The organism is Amycolatopsis sp. EV170708-02-1, assembly GCF_022479115.1.
In the GTDB taxonomy this organism is placed as follows: Bacteria; Actinomycetota; Actinomycetes; order Mycobacteriales; family Pseudonocardiaceae; genus Amycolatopsis.
Genome location: NZ_CP092497.1, coordinates 7,523,810 through 7,545,153, shown reverse-complemented (window position 1 = coordinate 7,545,153; position 21,344 = coordinate 7,523,810). Strand labels below are relative to the sequence as shown.

Annotated in this window: 20 protein-coding genes and 1 pseudogene; 11 read left to right on the top strand and 10 right to left on the bottom strand. The window is 68.8% G+C overall.

All coding sequences use genetic code 11. The features are described 5' to 3' along the window. Positions 1-103: 103 nt before the first annotated feature. Together MJQ72_RS34135 and MJQ72_RS34130 are read left to right on the top strand one after the other, a co-directional pair. Positions 104-1,036 (top strand): ATP-binding cassette domain-containing protein, encoded by a 933-nt coding sequence (locus tag MJQ72_RS34135; RefSeq protein ID WP_240595201.1) that lies wholly within the window; start codon positions 104-106, stop codon positions 1,034-1,036. Next, positions 1,033-1,776, top strand: a complete 744-nt coding sequence (locus MJQ72_RS34130) for an ABC transporter permease (RefSeq protein ID WP_240595200.1) — start codon at positions 1,033-1,035, stop codon at positions 1,774-1,776. Before MJQ72_RS34135 ends, MJQ72_RS34130 begins: the two co-directional genes overlap by 4 nt. On the opposite strand, the gene MJQ72_RS34125 is transcribed toward MJQ72_RS34130, so the two are convergent. The 3 genes from MJQ72_RS34125 to MJQ72_RS34115 all read right to left on the bottom strand — a co-directional run bounded on the left by MJQ72_RS34125 (position 1,760) and on the right by MJQ72_RS34115 (position 6,381). Then, entirely contained in the window at positions 1,760-4,885 is a 3,126-nt protein-coding gene (locus tag MJQ72_RS34125; protein ID WP_240595199.1) for a BTAD domain-containing putative transcriptional regulator, read from the bottom strand. The two genes, MJQ72_RS34130 and MJQ72_RS34125, sit on opposite strands and share 17 nt — an antisense overlap. A gap of 32 nt (positions 4,886-4,917) precedes the next feature. Further along, positions 4,918-5,469, bottom strand: a complete 552-nt coding sequence (locus MJQ72_RS34120) for a YbhB/YbcL family Raf kinase inhibitor-like protein (protein ID WP_240601489.1) — start codon at positions 5,467-5,469, stop codon at positions 4,918-4,920. Positions 5,470-5,595: 126 nt separating this feature from the next. Further along, entirely contained in the window at positions 5,596-6,381 is a 786-nt protein-coding gene (locus MJQ72_RS34115) for an NBR1-Ig-like domain-containing protein (RefSeq protein WP_240595198.1), read from the bottom strand. Positions 6,382-6,612: 231 nt separating this feature from the next. Between MJQ72_RS34115 and MJQ72_RS34110 the strand changes: the two genes are divergently transcribed. Then, positions 6,613-7,431, top strand: a complete 819-nt coding sequence (locus tag MJQ72_RS34110) for a peptidoglycan-binding protein (RefSeq protein WP_240595197.1) — start codon at positions 6,613-6,615, stop codon at positions 7,429-7,431. A gap of 48 nt (positions 7,432-7,479) precedes the next feature. On the opposite strand, the gene MJQ72_RS34105 is transcribed toward MJQ72_RS34110, so the two are convergent. Then, on the bottom strand, positions 7,480-8,154 hold the full coding sequence (locus MJQ72_RS34105; RefSeq protein WP_240595196.1) for a helix-turn-helix domain-containing protein: 675 nt from the start codon (positions 8,152-8,154) through the stop codon (positions 7,480-7,482). A 121-nt stretch (positions 8,155-8,275) separates the two neighbouring features. On the opposite strand from MJQ72_RS34105, the gene MJQ72_RS34100 reads away from it, so the two are divergent. After that, positions 8,276-9,091: an oxidoreductase gene (locus tag MJQ72_RS34100; protein ID WP_240595195.1), complete on the top strand. Its 816-nt coding sequence runs from the start codon at positions 8,276-8,278 to the stop codon at positions 9,089-9,091. A gap of 1 nt (position 9,092) precedes the next feature. On the opposite strand, the gene MJQ72_RS34095 is transcribed toward MJQ72_RS34100, so the two are convergent. Beyond that, on the bottom strand, positions 9,093-9,335 hold the full coding sequence (locus MJQ72_RS34095; protein ID WP_240595194.1) for a hypothetical protein: 243 nt from the start codon (positions 9,333-9,335) through the stop codon (positions 9,093-9,095). Positions 9,336-9,362: 27 nt separating this feature from the next. Further along, positions 9,363-9,986: a TetR/AcrR family transcriptional regulator gene (locus MJQ72_RS34090; RefSeq protein WP_240595193.1), complete on the bottom strand. Its 624-nt coding sequence runs from the start codon at positions 9,984-9,986 to the stop codon at positions 9,363-9,365. Between the two features lie 67 nt (positions 9,987-10,053). Here MJQ72_RS34090 and MJQ72_RS34085 point away from each other — a divergent pair, with 67 nt between their 5' ends. The 4 genes and pseudogenes from MJQ72_RS34085 (at position 10,054) to MJQ72_RS34070 (ending at position 12,968) form a co-directional block, all read left to right on the top strand. Beyond that, positions 10,054-10,683 carry an MSMEG_1061 family FMN-dependent PPOX-type flavoprotein gene (locus MJQ72_RS34085; RefSeq protein WP_240595192.1) on the top strand — a complete coding sequence of 210 codons (630 nt, stop codon included), beginning with the start codon at positions 10,054-10,056 and terminating at the stop codon, positions 10,681-10,683. A gap of 4 nt (positions 10,684-10,687) precedes the next feature. Beyond that, positions 10,688-11,583, top strand: a pseudogene (locus MJQ72_RS34080) (PDR/VanB family oxidoreductase). Between the two features lie 46 nt (positions 11,584-11,629). Then, a complete protein-coding gene (locus MJQ72_RS34075) occupies positions 11,630-12,586 on the top strand; it encodes an alpha/beta hydrolase (protein WP_240595191.1) in 957 nt (318 codons plus the stop codon). 85 nt (positions 12,587-12,671) lie between these two features. Further along, a complete protein-coding gene (locus MJQ72_RS34070; RefSeq protein ID WP_219145567.1) occupies positions 12,672-12,968 on the top strand; it encodes a DUF1540 domain-containing protein in 297 nt (98 codons plus the stop codon). Between the two features lie 188 nt (positions 12,969-13,156). On the opposite strand, the gene MJQ72_RS34065 is transcribed toward MJQ72_RS34070, so the two are convergent. From MJQ72_RS34065 to MJQ72_RS34055, 3 genes are all read right to left on the bottom strand, one after another. Further along, entirely contained in the window at positions 13,157-13,822 is a 666-nt protein-coding gene (locus tag MJQ72_RS34065; protein ID WP_240595190.1) for a VCBS repeat-containing protein, read from the bottom strand. A 151-nt stretch (positions 13,823-13,973) separates the two neighbouring features. Next, a complete protein-coding gene (locus MJQ72_RS34060; protein WP_240595189.1) occupies positions 13,974-16,154 on the bottom strand; it encodes an RICIN domain-containing protein in 2,181 nt (726 codons plus the stop codon). A 160-nt stretch (positions 16,155-16,314) separates the two neighbouring features. Then, positions 16,315-17,244, bottom strand: a complete 930-nt coding sequence (locus MJQ72_RS34055) for an AraC family transcriptional regulator (protein ID WP_240595188.1) — start codon at positions 17,242-17,244, stop codon at positions 16,315-16,317. Positions 17,245-17,401: 157 nt separating this feature from the next. Between MJQ72_RS34055 and MJQ72_RS34050 the strand changes: the two genes are divergently transcribed. Then, positions 17,402-18,754, top strand: coding sequence for a hypothetical protein (locus MJQ72_RS34050; protein WP_240595187.1), 1,353 nt, complete (start codon positions 17,402-17,404; stop codon positions 18,752-18,754). Positions 18,755-18,802: 48 nt separating this feature from the next. Here MJQ72_RS34050 and MJQ72_RS34045 read toward each other — a convergent pair whose 3' ends face one another. Continuing rightward, complete coding sequence (locus MJQ72_RS34045; RefSeq protein WP_240595186.1) at positions 18,803-19,396, bottom strand: TetR/AcrR family transcriptional regulator; 594 nt, start codon at positions 19,394-19,396, stop codon at positions 18,803-18,805. Positions 19,397-19,464: 68 nt separating this feature from the next. Between MJQ72_RS34045 and MJQ72_RS34040 the strand changes: the two genes are divergently transcribed. After that, positions 19,465-20,190, top strand: a complete 726-nt coding sequence (locus MJQ72_RS34040) for an alpha/beta fold hydrolase (RefSeq protein ID WP_240595185.1) — start codon at positions 19,465-19,467, stop codon at positions 20,188-20,190. A 121-nt stretch (positions 20,191-20,311) separates the two neighbouring features. Continuing rightward, entirely contained in the window at positions 20,312-21,343 is a 1,032-nt protein-coding gene (vanH, locus tag MJQ72_RS34035) for a VanH-AOV family D-lactate dehydrogenase (RefSeq protein WP_315860777.1), read from the top strand. The last annotated feature ends 1 nt before the right edge of the window (position 21,344 follow it).

The following is a 21,344-nucleotide window of genomic DNA, read 5'->3' as shown; positions in this document are numbered from 1 at the left end:
CACTCTCCCCGCGAGGCCTGACACCCGGCTGACACGGCGCTGACACCACCCGTGTCAGCGGCGTGGCGGGGCCGTGTCAGCGCGGCCTTCCAGAGTGGTGCCCATGAACGACACAGCGATCGCGGTCTCCGGACTGCGCAAGACCTTCGGCGACAAAGTCGTGCTCGACGGTATAGACCTCGAAGTCCGGGCGGGCACCATCTTCTCCCTGCTCGGCCCGAACGGGGCGGGGAAGACCACGACGGTGAACCTGCTGACCACCCTGATGAAGGCCGACGGCGGGACCGCGAAGGTCGCGGGCCACGACCTGGTGACCGAGCCCAAGGCGGTGCGTGCGGCGATCGGCGTCACCGGCCAGTTCGCGGCGGTGGACGAACTGCTGACCGGCCAGGAGAACCTCCAGCTGATGGTGGATCTGAGCCGCGGGAAAGCGGGCAAGGGCGTCGTGTCCGAGCTGCTGGAACGCTTCGACCTGGTGGAATCGGCGCGCAAACCGGCGTCGACCTACTCCGGCGGTATGCGCCGGAAGCTGGATCTGGCGATGACGCTCGTCGGCGATCCGCGGATCATCTTCCTCGACGAGCCCACCACGGGCCTGGACCCGCGCAGCCGCCGCACGATGTGGTCGATCATCCGCGAACTGGTGGCCGGCGGCGTGACCGTCTTCCTCACCACCCAGTACCTCGAAGAAGCCGACCAGCTCGCCGACCGGATCGCGGTCCTCGACCAGGGCCGCCTGGTCGCACAGGGCACGCCCGCCGAGCTCAAACGCCGGATGCCCGGCACGCACGTCCGGCTCCACTTCACCACCGTCGCCGAACTCGACGCGGCGGCGCGGATCTTCCCCGGAGCCACCCGCGACGACGAGGAGCTCGACCTGCGGATCCCCAGCGACGCCGGGACGAAATCCCTGCGCTCGCTGCTCGACCGGCTCGACGAGTACTCGATCGCCGCCGAAGAGTTCTCCGTCCACACCCCTGATCTCGATGACGTTTTCCTCGCCCTGACCGGCCACGACACGGAGGCAACCCGATGAACTCCCCCTCGACGGTGATGTTGCGCCGTAACTTCAAGCATCTCGTCCGCAATCCGACCTCGGTGTTCAACGCGATCCTGATGCCGGTGGTGATGATGCTGATGTTCGTCTACGTCTTCGGGGACGCGTTCAGCGTCGGCGTCGACTACATCGACTACGCGACACCGGGTTTGATGCTGCTGGCCGTCTGCTACGGCCTCGGGGCCACCGCGACAGCGGTGAACTCCGACATGACCAAGGGCATCATCAACCGGTTCAAGGTCATGGACGTCTCCCGCGGCGCGGTGCTGACCGGGCACGTCATCGCCAGCGTCCTGACCAACCTGGTCGCCATCGCGGCGCTCACCGGGGTGGCCTTCCTGCTGGGCTTCTCCCCGGCGGCCGGTTTCCTCGACTGGCTCGGCGTGGTGGGCATCGTCGTCCTGCTCGGTTTCGCGGCGGCCTGGCTGACGGTCGCGCTGGGACTGGCGGCGAAATCCCCGGAAACCGCGGGGATGGCCTCGGTGCCGCTGATCATGCTGCCGTTCTTCAGCAGCGCGATCGTGCCCGCCGAGAAGATGGGGCCGGGGCTCCGGGAGTTCGCCCAGTACCAGCCCTTCACGCCGATCATCGAGACGCTGCGCGGACTTCTCAACGGGGCGGCCGCCGCGGGCGACGTGCTCCCGGCCCTCGGCTGGTGCGCCGGGATCGCGCTCGCCGGATACCTGTGGGCGTCCTCGACGTTCAAGAAGCGAGCGTGACCTCGGCCAGCTGTTTCCAGTCCGCCGCAGCTCCTTCTCGCGCCGCCTCCGCGAACTTCGCTTCGCCGAGGCGGCGCAGCGCTGTCTCCTCGATCCGGGTCACGTCCGGCCGGGACCGATCCGGCAGCCCGCGTAGTTCGTCGGCCGCCCCGACCAGACGCGCGGCCTGCTCGGCATCGTCCTTGCGCAGGGCCAGATCCGCGATGCCGACGAGCACGTGGGCGATCAAGGGCTGATACCGCACCTCATGCGCCGCCTGATAGGCCGCTTCGCGGTGTTCACGGGATCGGTTGAGATCGTCGGTGAAGTAGCCGCGAAGGTCATGGGTGATGGCGCGGACGTGTCCCAATCCCGCTTCGTCGCCCATCACGGTCGTCGCGAAGTCGAGTTGCTTCGCCGCTTCCTCGGTTTCGCCACGCCAGTGGAGGAGTTCCGCCTGCGAAAGGGCGAACATGCCCAGCGCGCCCGGCCAGGTGACTCGCTCGGCGCGCCGCTCCGCGTCGGCGGCCGCCGACGCGCTGGCCTCCTCGTCGCCCATCAGCCAGAACAGCTGTGCCTGCCGCGACCGCAGCCGGATCAGGTCCTCGACGGAACCGACCTCGGTCACCACGGTGACCGCCTGTTCGTAGTACTCGCACGCGGTGGCGAACTCGCCCCGCGTGGCGAGCCGGTCCGCCAGTTCGGTCAGGGCGAACGAGATCCCGAACCGTTCCCCGATGGCCCGGAACTCACCGAGCGCCCTTTCGAGGTATTCGTCCGCCTCCCGGCCGGGATGCCCGAGCGTGACCCGCATCTTGCCGAGGTGCAGCCTGCCGAGCGCGCGGACCCACGGGTTTTCGTCCGCGAGCACCGGCTCCCACGCGGACAGCGCCTCGTCCCCGGCCAGCATGCGTTCCAGCGGGACGACGAGGCCCAGCAGCGGATGCTTCTTCTCGGTCCGCGTCCCCAGCCGGTACGACTCGTGGATCCACTTGGCCGCGGTCTGTTCGTCGGCGAAACCGGAGCTCACGAAGAGCGAGACGAGCCCGTACACGACGGCCGCGATCTCTTCCGGCACCTCGCCCGGCGTCGTGACGGCCGCGCTGACGAGTTCCATGCCTTCCGTGCGGTGCCCGCTGAGCCACCAGTACCAGCCACAGGCCGCCGCGAGCCGCATCGCTTCCGGTGCCTCGCCCGCCGCGAGGGCACCACGCATCGCGGCGGTGATGTTGTCGTGCTCGGCGTTGAGCTTGGCGAGCCATTCCAGCTGTTCGGCGCGGCGGAGCATCGGCTCCGCGGCCTCGGCGAGATCGGTGAAATACGCGAGATGCGCGTGGCGCGCCAGCAGTGTCCCGTCCGCCTCGGCGAGCCGTTGCGCGGCGTACTCCTTGATCGTGCCGAGCATCCGGTAGCGCGGCGCTTCGTCTCCGGCGGAGACCAGCAGCGACTTCTCGGTCAGCGCGGTGAGCAGTTCGAGGACCTCGTACTCCTCGACGGCCTCGCTGACGCAGACGCGCTCGGCGGCTTCCAGGCTCGCCCCGCCCGAGAACACCGAGAGACGGCACAGGACGGTCCGTTCGGCGTCGGACAGCAGCTCCCAGCTCCAGTCGACCATGGCGCGCAACGTCCGGTGCCGGGGCAGCGCGGTCCGGCTGCCGCCGGTGAGCAACCGGAACCGGTCGTCGAGCCGGTTCGCGAGCTGCTCGACGGACATCGTGCGCAGCCGGGCCGCGGCCAGTTCGATCGCCAGCGGCATCCCGTCCAGGATCCGGCACACGCGCGCCATCGTGGCGAGAGTGGTCTTGTCGGCCACGAAATCCTTGCGCACCGCGCTCGCCCGGTCCCGCAGCAACCGGACGGCGGGGGAGGCTTCGATCTCGCCGGGGGCGGCGTGCCGGTCCGGGACGGCCAGCGGCACGACATGCCACAACGTCTCGCCGGTGATGCCGAGCGGCTCCCGGCTCGTCGCCAGGATCCGGAGACGGCGGCATTCCCCGAGCACCCGGTGGGCGAAGGCCGCGGCCGCCTCGATCACGTGCTCGCAGTTGTCCAGGATCAGCAGGACTTCCCGGTCGCGGATCGCGGCGACGACCCGCTCGGCGGGTTCGGCGTTCGAAGAATCGCCGAGCAGCGCATCGCGCAGGCCGAGCGCGGCGAGGGTCGCCTGGGCGACGTCATCATCGGGGCCGATGGCCGCGAGCTCCACCAGCCAAGCGCCGTCCGGGAGGTCGCCGAGCACGGTACGCGCGGTTTCCGTGGCCAGCCTGGTCTTCCCCGAACCGCCGGGCCCGATCAGAGTGGTGAGCCGGTGTTCGGCGACGAGCTCGCGGACCTTGGCGACGTCGTCGTCCTTGCCGACGAAGCTGGTCAGCTCGGCGCGCACGTTGGTCTTGCGGTTCTCCTCGCGCCTTCCCAGCTCGCCCCGCAGCAGCTGGACGTGCACCGCGGACAGCTCCGGCGACGGGTCGACGCCGAGCGCGTCGGCCAGTGCCTCCCTCGTGCGCTGGTAGACGAGCAGCGCTTCGGTGTCGCGGCCGGTCGCCGCGAGGGCCCGCAGCAACGCCGCGACGAGCCGCTCGCGCAGCGGATGCGCGGCCACCAGGTCGGTCAGCTCGGTGACCAGGTTCGCGCCGTGCCCGAGGTCGAGTTCCGCGTCGAACCGGTCCTCCAGCGCCGTCAGGCGAAGCCCTTCGAGCCGGGTGATCGCGGCATCGAACGCACCGCTGTCCTGCAGGCCGACGTCCTGCATGGCCGCCCCGCGCCACAGCCCGAGCGCCTCGCGCAGCCGCCTCGGTTCCTCGTCGCCGCGGGCCTGCTCGATGAGCCGCTCGAAGCGCACGGCGTCGACGTCCTCGGGCGCCACCTTCAGCCGGTAGCCGTCGGTCTGTCCCTCGACGACGCCGTCCGGAAGCACCTTCCGCAGCCGGGAAACCAAGCGCTGCAAGGCGTTCGTCGCGTCGGCCGGGGGCTGCTCGCCCCAGATCCAGTCGACGAGTGTCGCTTTCGGGACCACACGGCCCGGCTCGAGCGCGAGGGCGATCAACAGCCCGCGCAGCCGCGCGCCCGGCACGTCGGCGAGCCCGCCGTCGTCCGTGTGCACCTCGAAGGGCCCCAGCATCCCGATCCGCATTGGGCCGATTTTGCCACGGGTGACCAGGGGACTTACGACTCGCCGGTGATCCTCGCCGAACCGATCGAGGCCGCGGTGATCGCCCTGGCGGCGGCTTGGGTCGACGAACCCGAGTTCAGGCCGGTGAGCGAGGCCCGGTCGAGGGCGTGCACGACGAACTCGTAGGTGTTCACGGTCGAGGGCGAGCACGGGCCCTGGTAGCCGTAGAGGCTGGCGCTGCCGCGGTAGTAGACCTGCCTGGAGCCGGCCGGCACCGGGGGCCGGTAGACGTGCTGGACGTTCTGGGGGAGCGAGGCCGTGGACGCCGGGATGTCGTAGATGACCCAGTGGATGAGGTTGGCGTTGTCGAGGTCGCGCATGACGATCGCGTAGCTCTTCGCCGCGGTGGGAGCGCCCGACCAGGCCAGTGGCGGCGACTCGTTCTTCTTGGCCGGATCGTTCCCGCCGCCGCTGGTGCACTCGTGCACCTTGGGCATGAGACCGCCGTCGGCGAAAGCGCTGCTGGACAGGGTGAACGCGTTTCGCGCCGTCGCCGTCGCCGGGGAAAGGCAGGCGGCGCCGAGGGCGAACAGGGCGCAGAACACGATTCTCGTTGCTCTCACTGGAGCCTCCCGAGGCCGTTTGTGGTTCTCGTGCGCGGAATTCAGCGTAGGGAGCCCGGAAAGCGCTGGCAGCGCACTTTTCCGGCCGAACGAGGTGTTTTCACCGGCTCAGGCGCGCACGCGCACCGAGAAGTAGATCGGCCTGCTGGCCGGGAACAGTTCCCGGTTCTCCTCGTCGACCATCTTCCAGAAGACCTTGCAGTCGACGGGCGCGGTCGGCGGGGCGCTCACGGTGACCGTCACCTGCACGTTCCCCTGCGGGGCGGTGTCGTTGACCGGGATCCGGTCCGGGGTGCGGCAGGCGCCGGGCGCGACCGGGAGGTCGGTGCGGCGCAGATACCGGTTCCGCCATTCGACGGTGCCGGTGTTCTTGAGCTCCCACACCTTCACGAACTGGCTGCCCGGTTTGACCACGGTGTCGTCGGGGATGGTGACGTCGGCGACGAATTTGCTCGCGTCACCGGGAAGGGGCGGCGCGGACGGGTCCTGCGCGTCCGGCAGCAGGACGACCACGACGGCGGCGATCGCGGCGACGGCGACGAGGGCGAGCGTCACCAGGAGGAGCTTGGACCGCGACCGCGGCGCGGGCTCCGGTTCGCGGTCGGCGGAGAGCACGAGCTGGACACCCTGCCAGCGGGCGTGCCATTCCGCTTCGTCACCGTCGCAGGCGCGGACGAACTCCCGGACCGTCTCCCACGGCTGCAACCGCTTGCCGGTGACGGTGAGGTGCAGGGTCGCGTGGGACACCGCGCCGGACCTCGCGGCCATCTTCCGGAAGGACGGCTCCCCGGCTCGCGTCCGGAGCTTCCGCAGCTCGTCCATGAACGCTTCGAGCTCCGGCGCCCGTTCTCCTGTTCGCGGTTCCGGCACGCTCCCCCTCGCGATCGTGTCCAACGTGACAACGCTTTTCGTCACTCTTCGCGGCTTGGTGACTATATCGCGAAGAGTGTCCGGATCGCCGCGCTGACCAGCGGGATCGAGCCGGTCACGGCGTTGTCAAACGCTGTCAACCTGCGGGTTTTGACGTCAGACGTTCCGTACAGGCGGTTCCCGCTGACACCGCGTCCGGGCCAGTGTCGGTCACGAGCTGCTCACGGGGAGCAGCCATCGAGTGAAGGAGCAGTCATGCGCAAGGTGGCAACCGCCGCGATGTTCGCCGCTCTGTCCGGGGCCACGCTGGGGATGACGGCGGCACAGCCCGCGGTGGCCGCACCCTCGGTCAACATGGAGGCCGTGGTCAAGGCGGCCATGTGGGATCCGTACAAGGCCGACCAGTCGATCACACCGGGCTCCGGGGAGAGCGTCAAGGTGGTCGAGCAGGCGCTGGCCGCGAAGAACCTGCTCGACAAGAAGCAGGTCGACGGGCACTTCGGCACATCGACGGTGAAGGCGTACCAGAAGTACCAGAAGTCGCTCGGGCACAGCGGCCTCGCCGCGAGCGGCCTGCCCGGCAAGGGCTCGCTGACCGAACTGGGCAAGGGCCGCTACACCGTGACCGCGCCGATCAGCGTCGGCTCGAAGACCAGCCTGGACGGCAAGACGGTCAACAAGCGCACCGCCGACATGATCGCGGCCGCGGAGAAGAAGGCCGGGGTGAAGTTCACCATCACGCAGGGCTCGTACAACGCCGGCGGTGTGGGCGCTTCGGGCGGGACGCACGACGGCGGCGGCGCCGTCGACATCTCGGTGAACAACCTTTCGAACAAGACCGCCGCGGTGAAGGCGCTGCGCGAGGTCGGGTTCGCCGCGTGGCACCGCACGCCGAGCCAGGGCGACTGGGTGGAGCACATCCACGGCATCGCGATCAGCGACACCGACATGTCGCCGCAGGCGCAGGCCCAGGCCGGTGACTACTTCAAGGGGCTCAACGGGCTGGCGAGCCACGCCAAGGACGACGGCCCCAAGGTGAAGAAGGTGACCTGGGAGGAATTCAAGCGTGGGTGACGCCACGGCGTTCCGGACGGGGCGGGCGGCTTTCGGTCGCCCGCCCCGTCAGCGCGGGCTCGTCCGCCGCCAGTGTTCGGCCGCCTCGCTCATGTCCTCGCGCAGATGCCGGAAGAACCGGCTGGTCGCGTCCAGTCGCGCACCGGCCGGGCCGTCGAGCAGGGCGGCACCTCGCCGGGTGACTTCCGCCCATTGGGTCATCGCTTCGAGACTCGTCTGCCAGGCGCGGTAGCCGAAGTCTTCGTCGATGACGTAGCGCTGCCGTCGGCCGTCACGCTCGCGAGTGATCAGGCCGCGTTGTTCGAGCCAGCCGACGGCCTTGGACACCGACGCGGGGCTGACCTCCAGCCTGGCGACCAGTTCGGCGGCGGTGCCGCCGCCGGTGTCCGCGGTGAACAGACAGGCCAGGACCCTGGCCATCATCGCCGGGACACCGGTCGCGGCCATCGTCTCGGCGAATTCGGTTTCGAAGTCGCGCAGCGTTCCCGGGGGTCGCGGGGCGCTGGTCGGCGGGCCGGGTTTGCGGCGGCGCGCCCGCCATCGCGTCGCCTGCTGCGCCTGATCCGGCCGGTAGCCGTGGGCGCCGCCGTTGCGCGCCACTTCCCGGATCACGGTCGATTTGGGGCGGTCCATCCGACGGGCGATTTCGGCGTAGGAGAGCCCCTCCGCCAGCCCCGACGCGATCTGCCCGCGCTCGTCGCGGGTCAGGCGGTTACCCGGCACGCGTCCTCCGGTGCGTTCAGCGGCATGGTCATTGCATCGATTCTAGGTTCTGTGTTGCAGGAAGGGAAAAAACGGGCCTACGGTTTCGTCGTAACCGAAAAGATCAGGAGGTGCACCCGCGATGACGGCCAAGGTCTGCCTGGTCACCGGTGCTTCGTCGGGGATCGGCCACGCCACCGCGCTGGAACTCCTGCGCGCCGGGCACATCGTCTACGGAGCCGCGAGGCGCGTGGAGAAGATGGACGACCTCCGCGAGGCGGGCGGCCAGGTGCTGAAGATGGACGCCCGGAGCGAGGACGATCTCCGACAGGCGGTCGGCACCGTTCTCGAAGAGCGGCAACGGATCGACGTCCTGGTCAACAACGCGGGCACCGTGCTGCACGGCGCCGTCGAGGACGTGCCGCTCGACAGCGCGCGCGATCAGCTCGAAGTCAATCTCCTCGCGCCCGCCAGGCTCGTTCAGCTCGTCCTGCCGGCCATGCGGGCTCAGCGATCCGGCACGATCGTCAACGTCTCGTCGATCGGCGGCGAGATCGCCTTGCCGTTCGGCGCTTGGTACTACGCGTCGAAGCACGCGCTCGAAGCCTTCTCCGACACGCTCCGGATGGAGGTCGAGCCCTTCGGCATCGACGTCGTCATCATCCAGCCGGGCATCATCAAGACCGAGTTCGAGGACCGGACTTCCGCGCAGCTAAGGGAGAACTCCGGCCACGGGGCGTACCGGGAGATGGCGGAGGCCATGGCGCGGCACGGGGAAACCGGGCTCAGCGACGGCTCCGACCCGTCGGTGGTCGTGGACGCCATTTGCCGCGCCATCGAGGCCGAGAAGCCGGACACGCGGTACGCCGTCGGCCATCTCGCCGAGCAGCTGCTGGAGCTCAACAGGACCCTGCCGGATCGCGAATTCGACCAGCTGGCCACGCGCGCGTTGAAGTAGCTCAACCGCTCGGCTGTTTCCCGGCGACCCTGCGGCGGCGGGTGCGCGCGACACCGATCCACAGCAGGACGGAAACGACGGCGCCCGGCACCGTGATCAGGTACACCGGCCACGCGCGGAAGCCGGACACCCACAGCATCGTGGCCAGGCCGAAGGTGATCAGTGTCCAGATCAGCGCGAGTGCGCCGCCTCGCCGCCGCCATCGGGCGGTGAGGCCGCGCAGGCTGTCCCCGAGTCGGCTCACACCGGTGAATACCCGGTCATCGCCTGGTCAACCCCCGGAAATCAGGTAGCCGGTGATCATCGCGACGAGCTCGTTCTCGAGCCGCGTGACGTCGATGGAGCCGGGCGCGGCGATGAGCTGGTGCACGGTCAGCTCCACGGTCGACGCGACGAGCCGGGCCGCGGTGTCCTTGTCCTTTACTCGGACTTCGGGATGGCCGTGGAGCAGCTCCCGCAGATCGCCGATCATCGCCCATTCCAGCCGGGTGACCCGGTCCAGCAGTTCACCGGAGCGGGGCGCCCGCTCGATCATGATCTGCAGCAGCCGCGGATCGTCGAGATGGTTTTCGATCACCGTGTGCACGAACTCCCGGATGACGGTTTCGAGCGGCTCCGTCGAATCCTTGTACCGGTGCAGCGTCGCGGCGGCGCGGTCACCGTCGAGATGGCGGGTGAGCAACTCGGCCAGGATCGCGTCCTTGTTCGGGTAGTACTGATACAGCGAGCCGATCGAGATCCGGGCCCGTTCGGCGATCCGGTTCGTGGTCCCCGCGGCGTACCCGTACTCGGCGAAAATGTGAGCAGCGGCGGTGAGGATGCGCTGCCTGGTGAGCTCGGCACGGACCTGGCGCGGCTGTTTACGTGGCTGGATCCGTCGTTGCTCCGACGTCATGACACTCCCGGTGAAGTGGCGCGAAAGCGAGTAGCGAGCTGGCTGAATGATTGCTCATAATTGTGCCATGACCAGCACAGAGACGCGTCCGCGCCGGCTTTCGCCCGAGGAGGTCCGTGCCCGGCTGGGGGAGCCGGAGGCCATGATCAAGGCCAAGGTCCACGACCGGATCGACCGGCTCGGCCACCTGTTCATCGCCCATGCCCCGTTCCTGGCGATGGCGACGTCGGACGCGACGGGCCTGCCCGACTGCTCGCCGCGCGGCGACTACCCCGGCTTCGTGAAGGTGCTCGACGAGCGCACCCTGGCGATCCCCGACCGGCCGGGCAACAAACTCGCCGACTCCTTCCGCAACCTCGCGGAGAACGACGGGATCGGCCTGATGTTCGTGGTGCCCGGCGTCCGGGAGGTGTTCCGGGTCAACGGTCGCGCCTATCCCACCGACGAGCCGGACGTGCTCGCCAGGATGCGCACCGAAGGCAAACCCGCGGTCTTGGCGATCATCGTCGACGTGGTGGAGACCTTCTTCCACTGCGGACGCGCGCTGATCCGGTCCCGGCTCTGGGATCCCGCCAGCCAGGCCTTGGCGGACGAATTGCCGTCCGTCGGCGAGATCGCCGCCGAACAGATGGGGCTCGACGTCGACCCCGCGGTGGTGGAGAACATGCTCGAAACCGGCTACCGGCAGTTGTACTGAGGTGATCCCGTTGACGCAGAAGACCGTTCTCGACCGCGTGGAGCCGGTCGCCGAAGGTGTCGTCTCGCTCGTGCTGCGCGGCGCCGAAGGGCCTCTGGCGCCCTGGGAGCCGGGCGCGCATGTCGATCTGTCCCTGCCGAACTGGCTGACCCGGCAGTATTCCCTGTGCGGGGATCCGGCCGATCGCGACAGCTACCGGGTCGCCGTCCGGTGGGACCGGCTGAGCCGGGGCGGATCGGAGTACGTCCACCTGTTCCTGCGCGCGGGCCGGCCCCTCGATATCTCGTTGCCGCGCAACAACTTCCCGTTGCTGTCCGCCCGGAGTACCTGTTCATCGCGGGCGGGATCGGCATCACGCCCATTCTGCCGATGCTCGCGGCGGCGGGCCCCTCGGCCAGGTTGGTCTATGTGGGCAGGTCCGAAGCGACCATGCCGTTCGCCGCCGAGCTCAAGGCGGAGTACGGCGACAGGGTGCGGCTTCACGCGGACGGCAGGCCCGACTTCGCCGCGCTGGCGGCCGAACTCGGCCCGGAAACGCTGGTCTACTGCTGCGGCCCCGCGTCGATGCTCGACGCGGCCGAGGCGGCGTTCCCCGCACACCGCCTGCACCTCGAACGTTTCCGGCCGGTGGCCAAGGAATTCGCGCCCGATGTGCCGTTCGAGGCGCACTGTGTCCGCTCCGGCCGGACGGTGCCGGTCGCCGCGGAGGAGTCCCTGCTGAACGCCTTGAACCACGCGGGGTTCCGGATCCCGTCCGGCTGCCGTGAAGGCGTTTGCGGCAGTTGCGAGATCGGCGTCGTCGGTGGCGAACCGGAGCATCGTGACGACATCGGCGCGCCGGCCGGGCGGATGTACTGCTGTGTCTCGCGTGCGTCTTCCCGGCTCGACTTGGATCTCTGACCCGGCGTATACGGATCGTCGGCGCCCGCTGGCTAGGCTCGCGCGGATGGTGGAACCCGCATACGATCCCGAACTCGCCGCCGTCCTGCCCGCGCTGGAGGGAAAGGTGCCGGTCGGCATGGCGGCGGATCAACTGGAGCGCTACCGGGCGTTGCCGTTCCCGACGATCGAAGAGCAGATCGGCGACCGCCCGGTCACCTGGACCGATCACCCGATCCCCGGATACGGCGGCGCGGAAATCGTCGTTTCGGTCATCGCGCGCCGGGATCATCGCGGCGGCGGGCCGGGGATCTATCACGTGCACGGCGGCGGAATGGTGATGGGCGACCGGTTCGCGTCGGTGGGTCCGCTCGTCGAATGGGCGATGAAATACGACGCCGTCGCGGTCACCGTCGAATTCCGCCGCGCGCCCGAACATCCGCATCCGGTGCCGGTGGAGGACTGCTACGCCGGGTTGGAATGGATGGCCGCGCACGCGGACGAGCTGGGCTTCGACCCGGGCAAGCTGGTCGTCTTCGGCGGGAGCGGCGGGGGTGGCCTCGCCGCCGGCGTCACGCTGCTGGCGCGCGACCGCGGCGGGCCGTCGCTGTGCGGCCAGCTGCTCCAGTGCCCGATGATCGACGACCGGAACGACACCGTGTCCGCGCGCCGGTACGACGGCGTCGGCGTCTGGGATCGGACCAGCAACCTGACGGCGTGGACGATGGTCCTCGGCGACCGGCGAGGCGGTCCCGATGTGTCGCCGTATGCCGCCCCGGCCCGCGCGACGGATCTCGGCGGATTGCCGCCGACGTTCATCGACGTCGCCGCCGCCGAGGTGTTCCGCGACGAAGCCGTGGCGTACGCGAGTGCGATCTGGGCCGCCGGGGGAGAGGCGGAATTGCACGTCTGGGGCGGCGCGTTCCACGGCTTCTACGACCTCGCGCCGGAAACGGCCGTCGCCCGATCGTGTCTCGCCGCCCGGGATTCCTGGCTGGACCGGCTGCTCGCCGGACGTGAATGAAATTTCCCGAATTGCCGCCGGAACGGGCCGGTGCAACCCTGGTCGATACCGAACGACACCACCACCACGAAGTACAGGAGTCGTTATGACCACCACCGAAATGCCCGCCGTCCACGAATGCACGGTCAGCGGATGTTCGTACAACCACGACGGCTGTCACGCTTTCGCCATCACGGTGGGCGGCGGCAATGGTTCGGCCGATTGCGGAACGTTCGTCCCGCTCAATACCAAGGGCGGGCTCGACCGGGTGACCGCGCAGGTGGGAGCCTGCTCCCGGGCCGACTGCCGCCACAATTCCGCGTTGGAATGCACCGCGTCGAGTGTCCGTGTGGGACCGGGCGAGGGTGACCATGCCGCCAACTGCCTGACCTACGCGCCTTAGTCGTATCGCGCGTGAAGGCCCCCTTCCCCCGGCTCAACCGGGGAAGGGGGCCTTCACGCGCTAGGGGGCGTCGCCTTACCCGTAACTCGCGTGATTGAAGGCGTAACTCGTGAGTTACGCCTCCAATCACGCGAGTTACGCTCCCGAGCACGCGAGTTACGCGTTCAGGGACGCGGAGCGGAAGGGCGTCAGCTCCCGGCCTGGTCGCAGCTGGTGGTGTCGGTGCTCAGCACCGGGTCGGTCACCGGACGGCTCGTGATCGGGATGGTCTTCAGGGTGGTCAGCGCGCCGTCACGAAGGGTGTAGACGGTGCGCGTCCCCGAGTAGGTGAGCGGGTCGGCGCCGACGTCGTCGGCTTCGGCCGCGACGGTTTCGAAGGCGCGGCCGCCTTCGAACGGGGTGCACTGGTAACCCAGGTGGGCGGCCACGCCACCGCCTTCGGCGACCGACAGCGGCTTGCCGTCGTTGCCGACGACCTGGGCGAGGTTGTGGCCGTCGTAGTGCAGCGCGGTGAAGAACGTGGTGTTCGCGCCGACGGACTGGGTGACGATCAGTTCGGCGCGGCCATCGCCGTTGAGGTCGGCGACGCGCGGGGCCTCGAGCGGGACGGAGGTGTCGGCGCCGAGGTGGATCGAGGTGAAGGTGCCGTGCACGGTGGCCGAGACGACCTGGTCCCCGGCGCCGGTGAGCTGGGCGCTGACGGTCTCGATCTCGCCGTCGCCGTCGAGGTCGGCCACGGTGGTGACCGGGTCGCCGGTAGGCGCGCTCGCCAGTGCCGGGACGACGGCGGCCAGGCTCAGCGCCGCGACGACGCCGGTGATGGTGGTGGTACGGACGATGCCGGTGTGCTTCATGGTGCTCTCCCTCCCACTTTCGGTGAACTTTTCACCGAAAGTGCTCTCATGAAGGGAGACGGTCGCGGATCAGGGACGTGCAGTGAGAGTGTGATGTGCCACACGAACGCAACCCGCGTGGCCCGCCCCGCCGGGAGCGGGCCACGCCGGTTCAGCCGATGGCCCACGCTTGCAGCGCGGAGCCCGTGTCGGCCCGTTGTGTCACGGCCGCACCGTCCGAAGTGGACGCTGTGGTCAGGAGCAGGCCCGAGCGGACACTGGCGATCTTGTAGGTGCCATCGGGCTGTTTCGTCGCCTTCCAGCGCTGGTTGGCCCCACCGGTGCAGGTCCACTGGATGACCCGCGCACCCGCGGTGGTGGCTCCGCCCTCGACGTCGGCGCACAGCTTCGAATGCGTGTTGGTCAGCGTGTAGGAACCGTCGGACTGCCTGGTGAACAGCCACTTCTGGTTGGCTCCCTGGTTCGGTGTCCAGGTGACCAGGGGAGTTCCGGCGGTCGTGGACGAATCCGGGTCGTCGAGGTTCTTGCCGGACGCCGCCAGGGTGTGGACGCCGTCGAGAGTGCCCGCGCCGGCGTCGGTGAACTTCAGCGTCTGCTCGGCCGCCGTCCGGCCGCCGCCGACAGTGTTCCCGGTGGTGTCGGTCCACGAGCGGAGCGGCGTGGTCTCCGCCAGGCGCGAGGTCTTGCCGGACAGGCCGAGTACGAGGCCGCTGTACCGGTTCACCAGCCGGAAGGTCCCCTTGTCCACAGTGGACGGGATGACGAACCACTGCTGCCCGACCGTCGAAGCCGAGGTCACGGTCGGCTTCGCGCCCCAAGCCCGGCCCGCCTGCACGGCGTCGACGCCGAGGAACTGGCCGGTCGCGGCGTTGGCGACGCGATACGAGCCGTCACCGTCGGAGGAGAATTGCCACGCTTCGCGGTCCGAGCCGGTCGTGCCCGCGACCGACGTCGTCGCGGTTCCGGTGCCCTGCGCGAGAACCCGGCCGTCGCCGAGGCCGATCCGGTACTTGCGGGAAGTGTCCACAGGGGACGGTGCGGGCGCGGAAGACGTGATGGTCTGCGTGGTGTACTCGCCGCCCGCGTTGTTCGAGCAGGCCACCGCGCAGTACGACCGGAACTGCTTGCCGATGATGGTCGAGTTGGTCTTGTTCGCCGCGTCGACGAACCAGCGGTACCACGACTGGTTGGTGTAGCTCCCGGTGTCGCCGATGAGACGCCATTTCTGCGTGGTCAGATCGTCGGTCACGTAATAACGCTGGGGGACGACGCTGTCCACGGCCTCCGGCGCGCCGATGTAGAGCCCGAGATGCGCGTTGTAGGCGATGTTCATGATGAACAGATCCGACTTCTTCGGCAGCTGTCCCGCGGCGATCTGCTGGGTGACGTTGCCGGTGTTGGCCGGGTCGTAGTCGTCCGCGACGGGGGTGTAGCCGGTGTCGCCCGCGGCGGACACGGGGACCATGTTGCTCTCGCGGCCGCCGACGCCGGGCTGGCTCCAGCCGCCGTCGAACCATTTCTGCCACGAGCCGGACGCCATCTTGGCCGAGATCGGCGAACGGGCGACGTGCGCCAGCCCGGTCATCGGGCCACCGGCGCCGGCCTTCGGCACGATGCGCGAGCCGTAGTAGACGTAGAAGTAGCCGGAGGCGGTGTCGACGAACAGGCGCGGGTCGCCGTCGCCGTAGTCGAACGTCTGATGCGGGAAGGCCGCCGTGTCACCGCGTTTCGTGCTGTACGGCGAGGTGATCGCGTGATCCTTGATGGTCCAGGTCCGGCCCTGGTCCTTCGAGACGGCCATGTCGATCGCGTCGTAATGGGAGAACGAGTACGCGCCGAACGGCTCGGGGGTGAACTCGTTGTGGATCAGGCCGTACCAATCGCCGGTGTCCGGATCGACCCAGGTGCCGACGAGGTCGCAGAAATTGCGCTGCGAATAGCCCGAACCGGCGGGCGGATCGGTGGATTCCTTGCCGGTGGGGCTGTTGTTGCAGCGCCAGGTGGTGTCGTCGTTGCGGTCGGCGGGATTCGCCGGGTTCACCGCCGAGCTGATCGGGTTCTTGGTGAAGCTGTCGAAATCGCGTCCGCTGTAGAAGTCCCACTCCCGCGGCTGGTCCGCGCCGTAGAGCGCGGCGGCCTGCTGGAAGTAGAACGTGCCGTCCTTGTCGACATAGGTACTCGCCGGGGTGTCGGTGGTCGGGCTGAACGACTTCTTGGCATCGACCGTGATGGTGTACGTCGCGTCCGGCGGCGCGGCGTCGGACGACACCGGTACCACCGTGGTCGCCGCCACGGCCAAGGCCGCGGCGCCGAGAAGAGGCAGGGTCCGCATGACTCTCTCCCAAGGGTGACCCGCACCACAGTTGGCGGGGCGGTCGCCGATGTTATGAACGTTATTGCGCGCAAGTCAACGCTTTCAGTCAACTTCAAACGTTCGTCGTGCACTTATTGCGCGGAAAGTCCAAGCGGTGCGGTGCGGAAGTCCAAGGCGGTCAGTCGGGCACCAGCGGCGGGTCGTCGGCCGGGGGAACGCGCGAACTCCAGCCGCCGGGGACGGCCTGGACACGCGACTCGCGGAAACGCGCGGGGGAGACGCCGGCGCGGCGGGTGAAGAGCCTGCTGAAGTAGGCGGCGTCCTCGTAGCCGATCGCCTGTGCCACTTCCTGCACCGGCATCCGTGTGGTGGCGAGCAGTTCCTTGGCGCGGTTGAGGCGGAGGGTCAGCAGGTGGTCCTTGAGCCCGGTCTCGGTGCTCCGGCGCACGGCGGCGCGCAGTTCGGGCAGCGTCATGCCGCGGCGGGCCGCGATCTCCGCGACGCTGATCGGCAGCAGGGCGTCCTGCGCAAGCGCCTCCAGCAGGGATCCGTCGTCGGGAGTGTTGTCGGCGGCCCGCCGCAACGCCACCAGCAGGTGATGCACGGCCGCCGAAGCGTCGACCTGGGCCAGCGGGCTGCCGCCGCGCGCGCAGCGCACGATCCGGCTCACGATGTCGCGCACGGCTTCGACGTCGCCCAGCGGCACCACCGGCGTCCCGGGCGTGACATAGCCGAGTTCGACATAGGCGTCCACGGCGCTGCCGTCGAAGTCGACGAAACATTCTTCCCAGCCGTGCGCGGGATCGGGCGCGTAATGGTGCCCGACCCCGGGGACGAGCCACAGCAACGCGGGCGCGACGACCTCCTGCCGTTCCCCGCCCGTCACCGCGAACCAGCCGCGCCCCTTGGACACCACCACGGCCACGTAATGGTCGAGTACTCGTGGCCCCACGGCGGGCAGGACTCCGTGCTGCAGCCCGACCCCAAGGCACACCAAGCCCAGCCGTCGGTGCACGGCGGACGGTGTGAAGTACCGCATCCAGGTCCGGTAACCCATCCCCGCATCTTCGCGCAAGCACTCCGGGGTGGTTTCGAGGGTGTCCGTCACGACTCCGGAAAAGGATTCCGTTCGATTCCGTTCTTGATCACCGCGAATTCCTCAGTCTGCTTCGCGCCTGCACGATCATCGGAAGTTCCGGTATACGTGGAAGGGAGGGCGCCGCCGGGGAGGACGGCATGGCGCTTCAAGCAAGGGGGAATCACCGATGTTCGACGCGCGTCTCGTCGCTGATCAAGTCAGCCCGCTCGCCAAGCCGAAGATCAGAATTCTGTTCTACACCGATGTCGTCGGTTTCTCGGGGAACGGCGGCTTCTCTTTGGGAATCGTCCGCGATCTGCTCTTGGGGAACCAGCCTTTCTTCGCCGAGTTCGAGATCGATTTGATCAACCGGCACGAAGGCGGGCACGCCGCCAACAAACTCACGTCCGAAGTGCTCGGCCGATACGAGCAGGTGTGGTTCTTCGGCATCCTGCAGTCCAATATGCCGGGAGAGCCGGAAAACGAGCTCGTGGACGCGGAGGTCGCCGCGCTGCGGACGTGGATGGACGCCGGTGGTGGCGTGCTCATCTGCGGCGACCACTCGAATCCGCGTCCGCCGGGAGCGGATCCGTCGCTGCCCGATTACCTGAACCTGGGCCGGGCGCTGGGACACCGGGTCCCGCGCGCGGGTGAGCTACGGGTGTGGAACGACCGGCCGGACGCGAGTATCGAGTTCAGCCACAACACCCACCAGCCGGATCCGTGGGGCAGTGACATCGACAATCCGATCCCGAACGACCTCGACCCGTACCCGCAGGAGCTGATCCTGCGGAAGCGGTTCGGCAGGCCGCACGCGTTGTTCCAGGGCAGGCGGGGACCGATCACCGTTTTCCCGGACCATATGCACGAGGGGCAGCTGGTCATTCCGGCGCAATTCCCGGCGGATGTCTGGCCGTCCGGCCGATCGGGGCAGCCGAAGCCCGAAATCGTCGCGCAGGGCACCGACAAGCGCAACGGTCAGGTCTACGGCGTGTCCTGTGTGTACGACGGCGCGGCCGCCGGGGTCGGGCGAATCGTCGCCGATGCCACTTGGCACCACTATTTCGACATCAATCTGTGGGGTTTCGAAAAGGGCGGCGAGGTGCTCGATCGCCTTACCGAGTACTACGTGAACCTCACGCTGTGGCTGACGCCGAAGCCGGTCAAGCTGGAAGTGAACGCGCAGCTGCTGTACTGGCTTTCGCACAACCTGAGCGTTCGCGCGGTGCTGCCGGAGGGTTTCCGGGTGCCGGGGATCACCGCGGCGGGCCTGGTCCGCGAAGTCGGCGGGCAAAGCGTGCTCGACGATCTCGTCTGGCCGCTGGAAGGGGTGCCGGGGGTTCCCGAAGAACTGCTGCTCGGCGCCCTCGTCAAGGAATCCGTCGCCGCGCTGAGCGGTGGGGACGTCGAGACGTTCGACGCCGTGGACGTCGTCGAGCGGGGCCTGCGGGCCGGGGCCGAAGAGTACGCCGCCGAGCTGCGAGCAGCGCTCGGCGACGTCGAAGGCCTCGGCGAACGCATCACGCAGGGTATTCGCTGACGTTTCGTTCTCGTGAGTGGCAAGGACGGTTAGAACCGTCCTTGCCACTCACGAGACGTCGAGCGCGAGGTGGAGCTGGCGGGCCCACCAGCGCACCTGCGCGGACGATTCCTCCGCCGCGGCCCCGGTGAGCCCGGCGCTGCGCCGGAAATCGCTCCCGTACAGGGTCTCCGTGGCCATCGCCTGATGCAGGGCCGCGACGGCGAGCCGCGTGTCGTCGAGGGAACCGCCGGGTGGCCGGAGCCGGTGGAGGGCCTCGACGACCGGGTCGAGCATGCCGCTGCCCGGGTCTCTCCAGCCCGCCGCGTGCAGCGCCACCGCGAGCTCGCCGTAACCGTCCCGGTACAGCGCGTGGAGGGCTTCGACGAGCCCGAGCAGGTCGGCGTCCCGGTCCAGCCAGCTGGTGAGAAGGCCTTCGAGCGCGCCTCGGAGACGGCGGCCACCGTGCCGGAGGAGTTCGGCGAGCAGCTTGTCGCGGTTGCCGAAGTGATGGGCGACGCCGGCGTCGGTCATGCCGACCCGCGCGGCCACGGCGCGCATCTGGACGGCGGCGACGCCGGACTCGCCGAGCAGGGCGGCCGCGGCGTCGAGGATCAGCCGCCTGGCCTCTTCGGGGGCCCTTCGTGCGCGGGAGGTCGTCACGACCGGATCGTACCTTGATGGGCCAAGGTATTCGCGCTACCTTGACACTCCAAGGTAAGGGGGATGCCGTGAGCACCGAAATCAGTCTCGACCTGGGCGAAGTCACCCTGCGGGGCACGGTGACCGGCGCCGGCCCGACGGTCCTGCTGCTCCACGCGGGCGGGGAACGTCGCGAGGTGTGGGCGCCGGTCGCGGCGATGCTGGCCCGGCACGGCTTCCGATCGGTGGCCTTCGACCTGCGCGGACACGGGGGCAGCTCCGGCCGGGCGACCACGCTCCGGGCGCTGGCCGGCGACGTGGCCGGGATGATCGCGAGCCAGCCCGCGCCCGCCGTCCTCGTCGGCGCCTCGGTCGGTGGTCTGGCCGCGGTCGCGGCGCTCGCGGATCCGGCCGTCGCGGCGCTCGCGTCCGGGCTGGTGCTCGTCGACGTCGTCCCCGACCTCGAGCCGGGCCGGGCGCGCTCGTGGCTCGACTTCCACGGGCTCGGCGGCCGCTACCCCCGCCTGGTGGACGACGTCCTCGGCTCGGGTCCCGCCCTGCTCGCCACGGCCGGGGCCGTGGACCTGCCCATCCTGGTGGTGCACGCCGGCCAGGGCTCGCCACTCCGCGACGCCGATGTGGACCGGCTGCGCGCGGCCGGCCGCCGGGTCGCCGTCGTCCGGGTGCCGTCGGCGGGTCATCTCGTGGCCAGGGACGCTCCGGAACACCTCGCGGACCTCGTGTCCGGATGGCTTTGTGGCATCGGTCACGGTGCGGTTTCGACGCCAGGGGGAGGCGGGCAAGATCTACGGTAGAGCCGTGCGGCGCAGGTGAGCGTCGACGACATGCACTCGGCGCTACCAGTTGGTAACTTATTGTCGGGGCATCGAAAACCCCATAAGAAGCGGCAACAACGCGCTGCCTACAATGTCGGGCATGACCAACAGCGAACCAGCGCGATCAGCTGCCCTCCGCACCGGATCGCCGGCGTCCGCCTCCTCCTCGGCCGTCTTGGCGAGGGGAATCACGATTTATGGTTGCGGATCGGACGAGGCCGCCTTGTTCCGGGAGATGGCACCTCGTTTCGGCATCATGCCGACCATTGTGGACGAGCCGGTATCCGAGGCCAATATCGGGCTGGTCTCCGGAAACCGCTGCATCAGTATCGGCCACAAGACCAAGGTCACGAATTCCATTCTTCGCGCGCTCGGAAAAGCGGGCGTCGAATACATCTCCACCCGGAGCATCGGCTTCAACCACATCGATGTGGACTACGCGGCGAGCGTCGGTATCACCGTGGGCAATGTCGCCTACTCGCCCGACAGCGTCGCCGACTTCACGCTGATGCTGATGCTGATGGCGGTGCGCGACGCCAAGTCCATCATCCGCCGCACCGAGGTCCACGACTACCGGCTGAACGAGGTGCGCGGGAAAGAGCTGCGCGATCTGACCGTCGGAGTGGTCGGAACAGGGCGGATCGGGGTCGCGGTGCTGGACCGGCTGCGTGGTTTCGGCTGCCGGGTGCTGGCCTACGACACGCTGCTGAGCGCCTCGGCCGACTATGTTCCGCTCGACGAATTGCTCCAGCAGAGCGACATCGTGACGCTCCATGTCCCGCTCAATACGGATACCTATCATCTTCTCGACCGCAAGAACATCGAGCAGATGAAGGACGGCGCGTACATCATCAACACCGGACGTGGCCCGCTCATCGAAACCGAAGCCCTCATTTCGGCGCTGGAAGACGGCAAACTGGGCGGAGCGGCATTGGACGTCGTCGAAGGAGAGGAAGGTATCTTCTACGCCGACTGCCGGAACAAGCCGCTCGAGAGCGAAACGTTGCTGCGGCTGGAAAAGCTGCCGAACGTGCTCATCAGCCCGCATACCGCCTATTACACGGACCATGCACTGAGTGACACTGTTGAAAACTCCATCATCAATTGTCTCCAATTCGAAAGCGGGAAGTAGT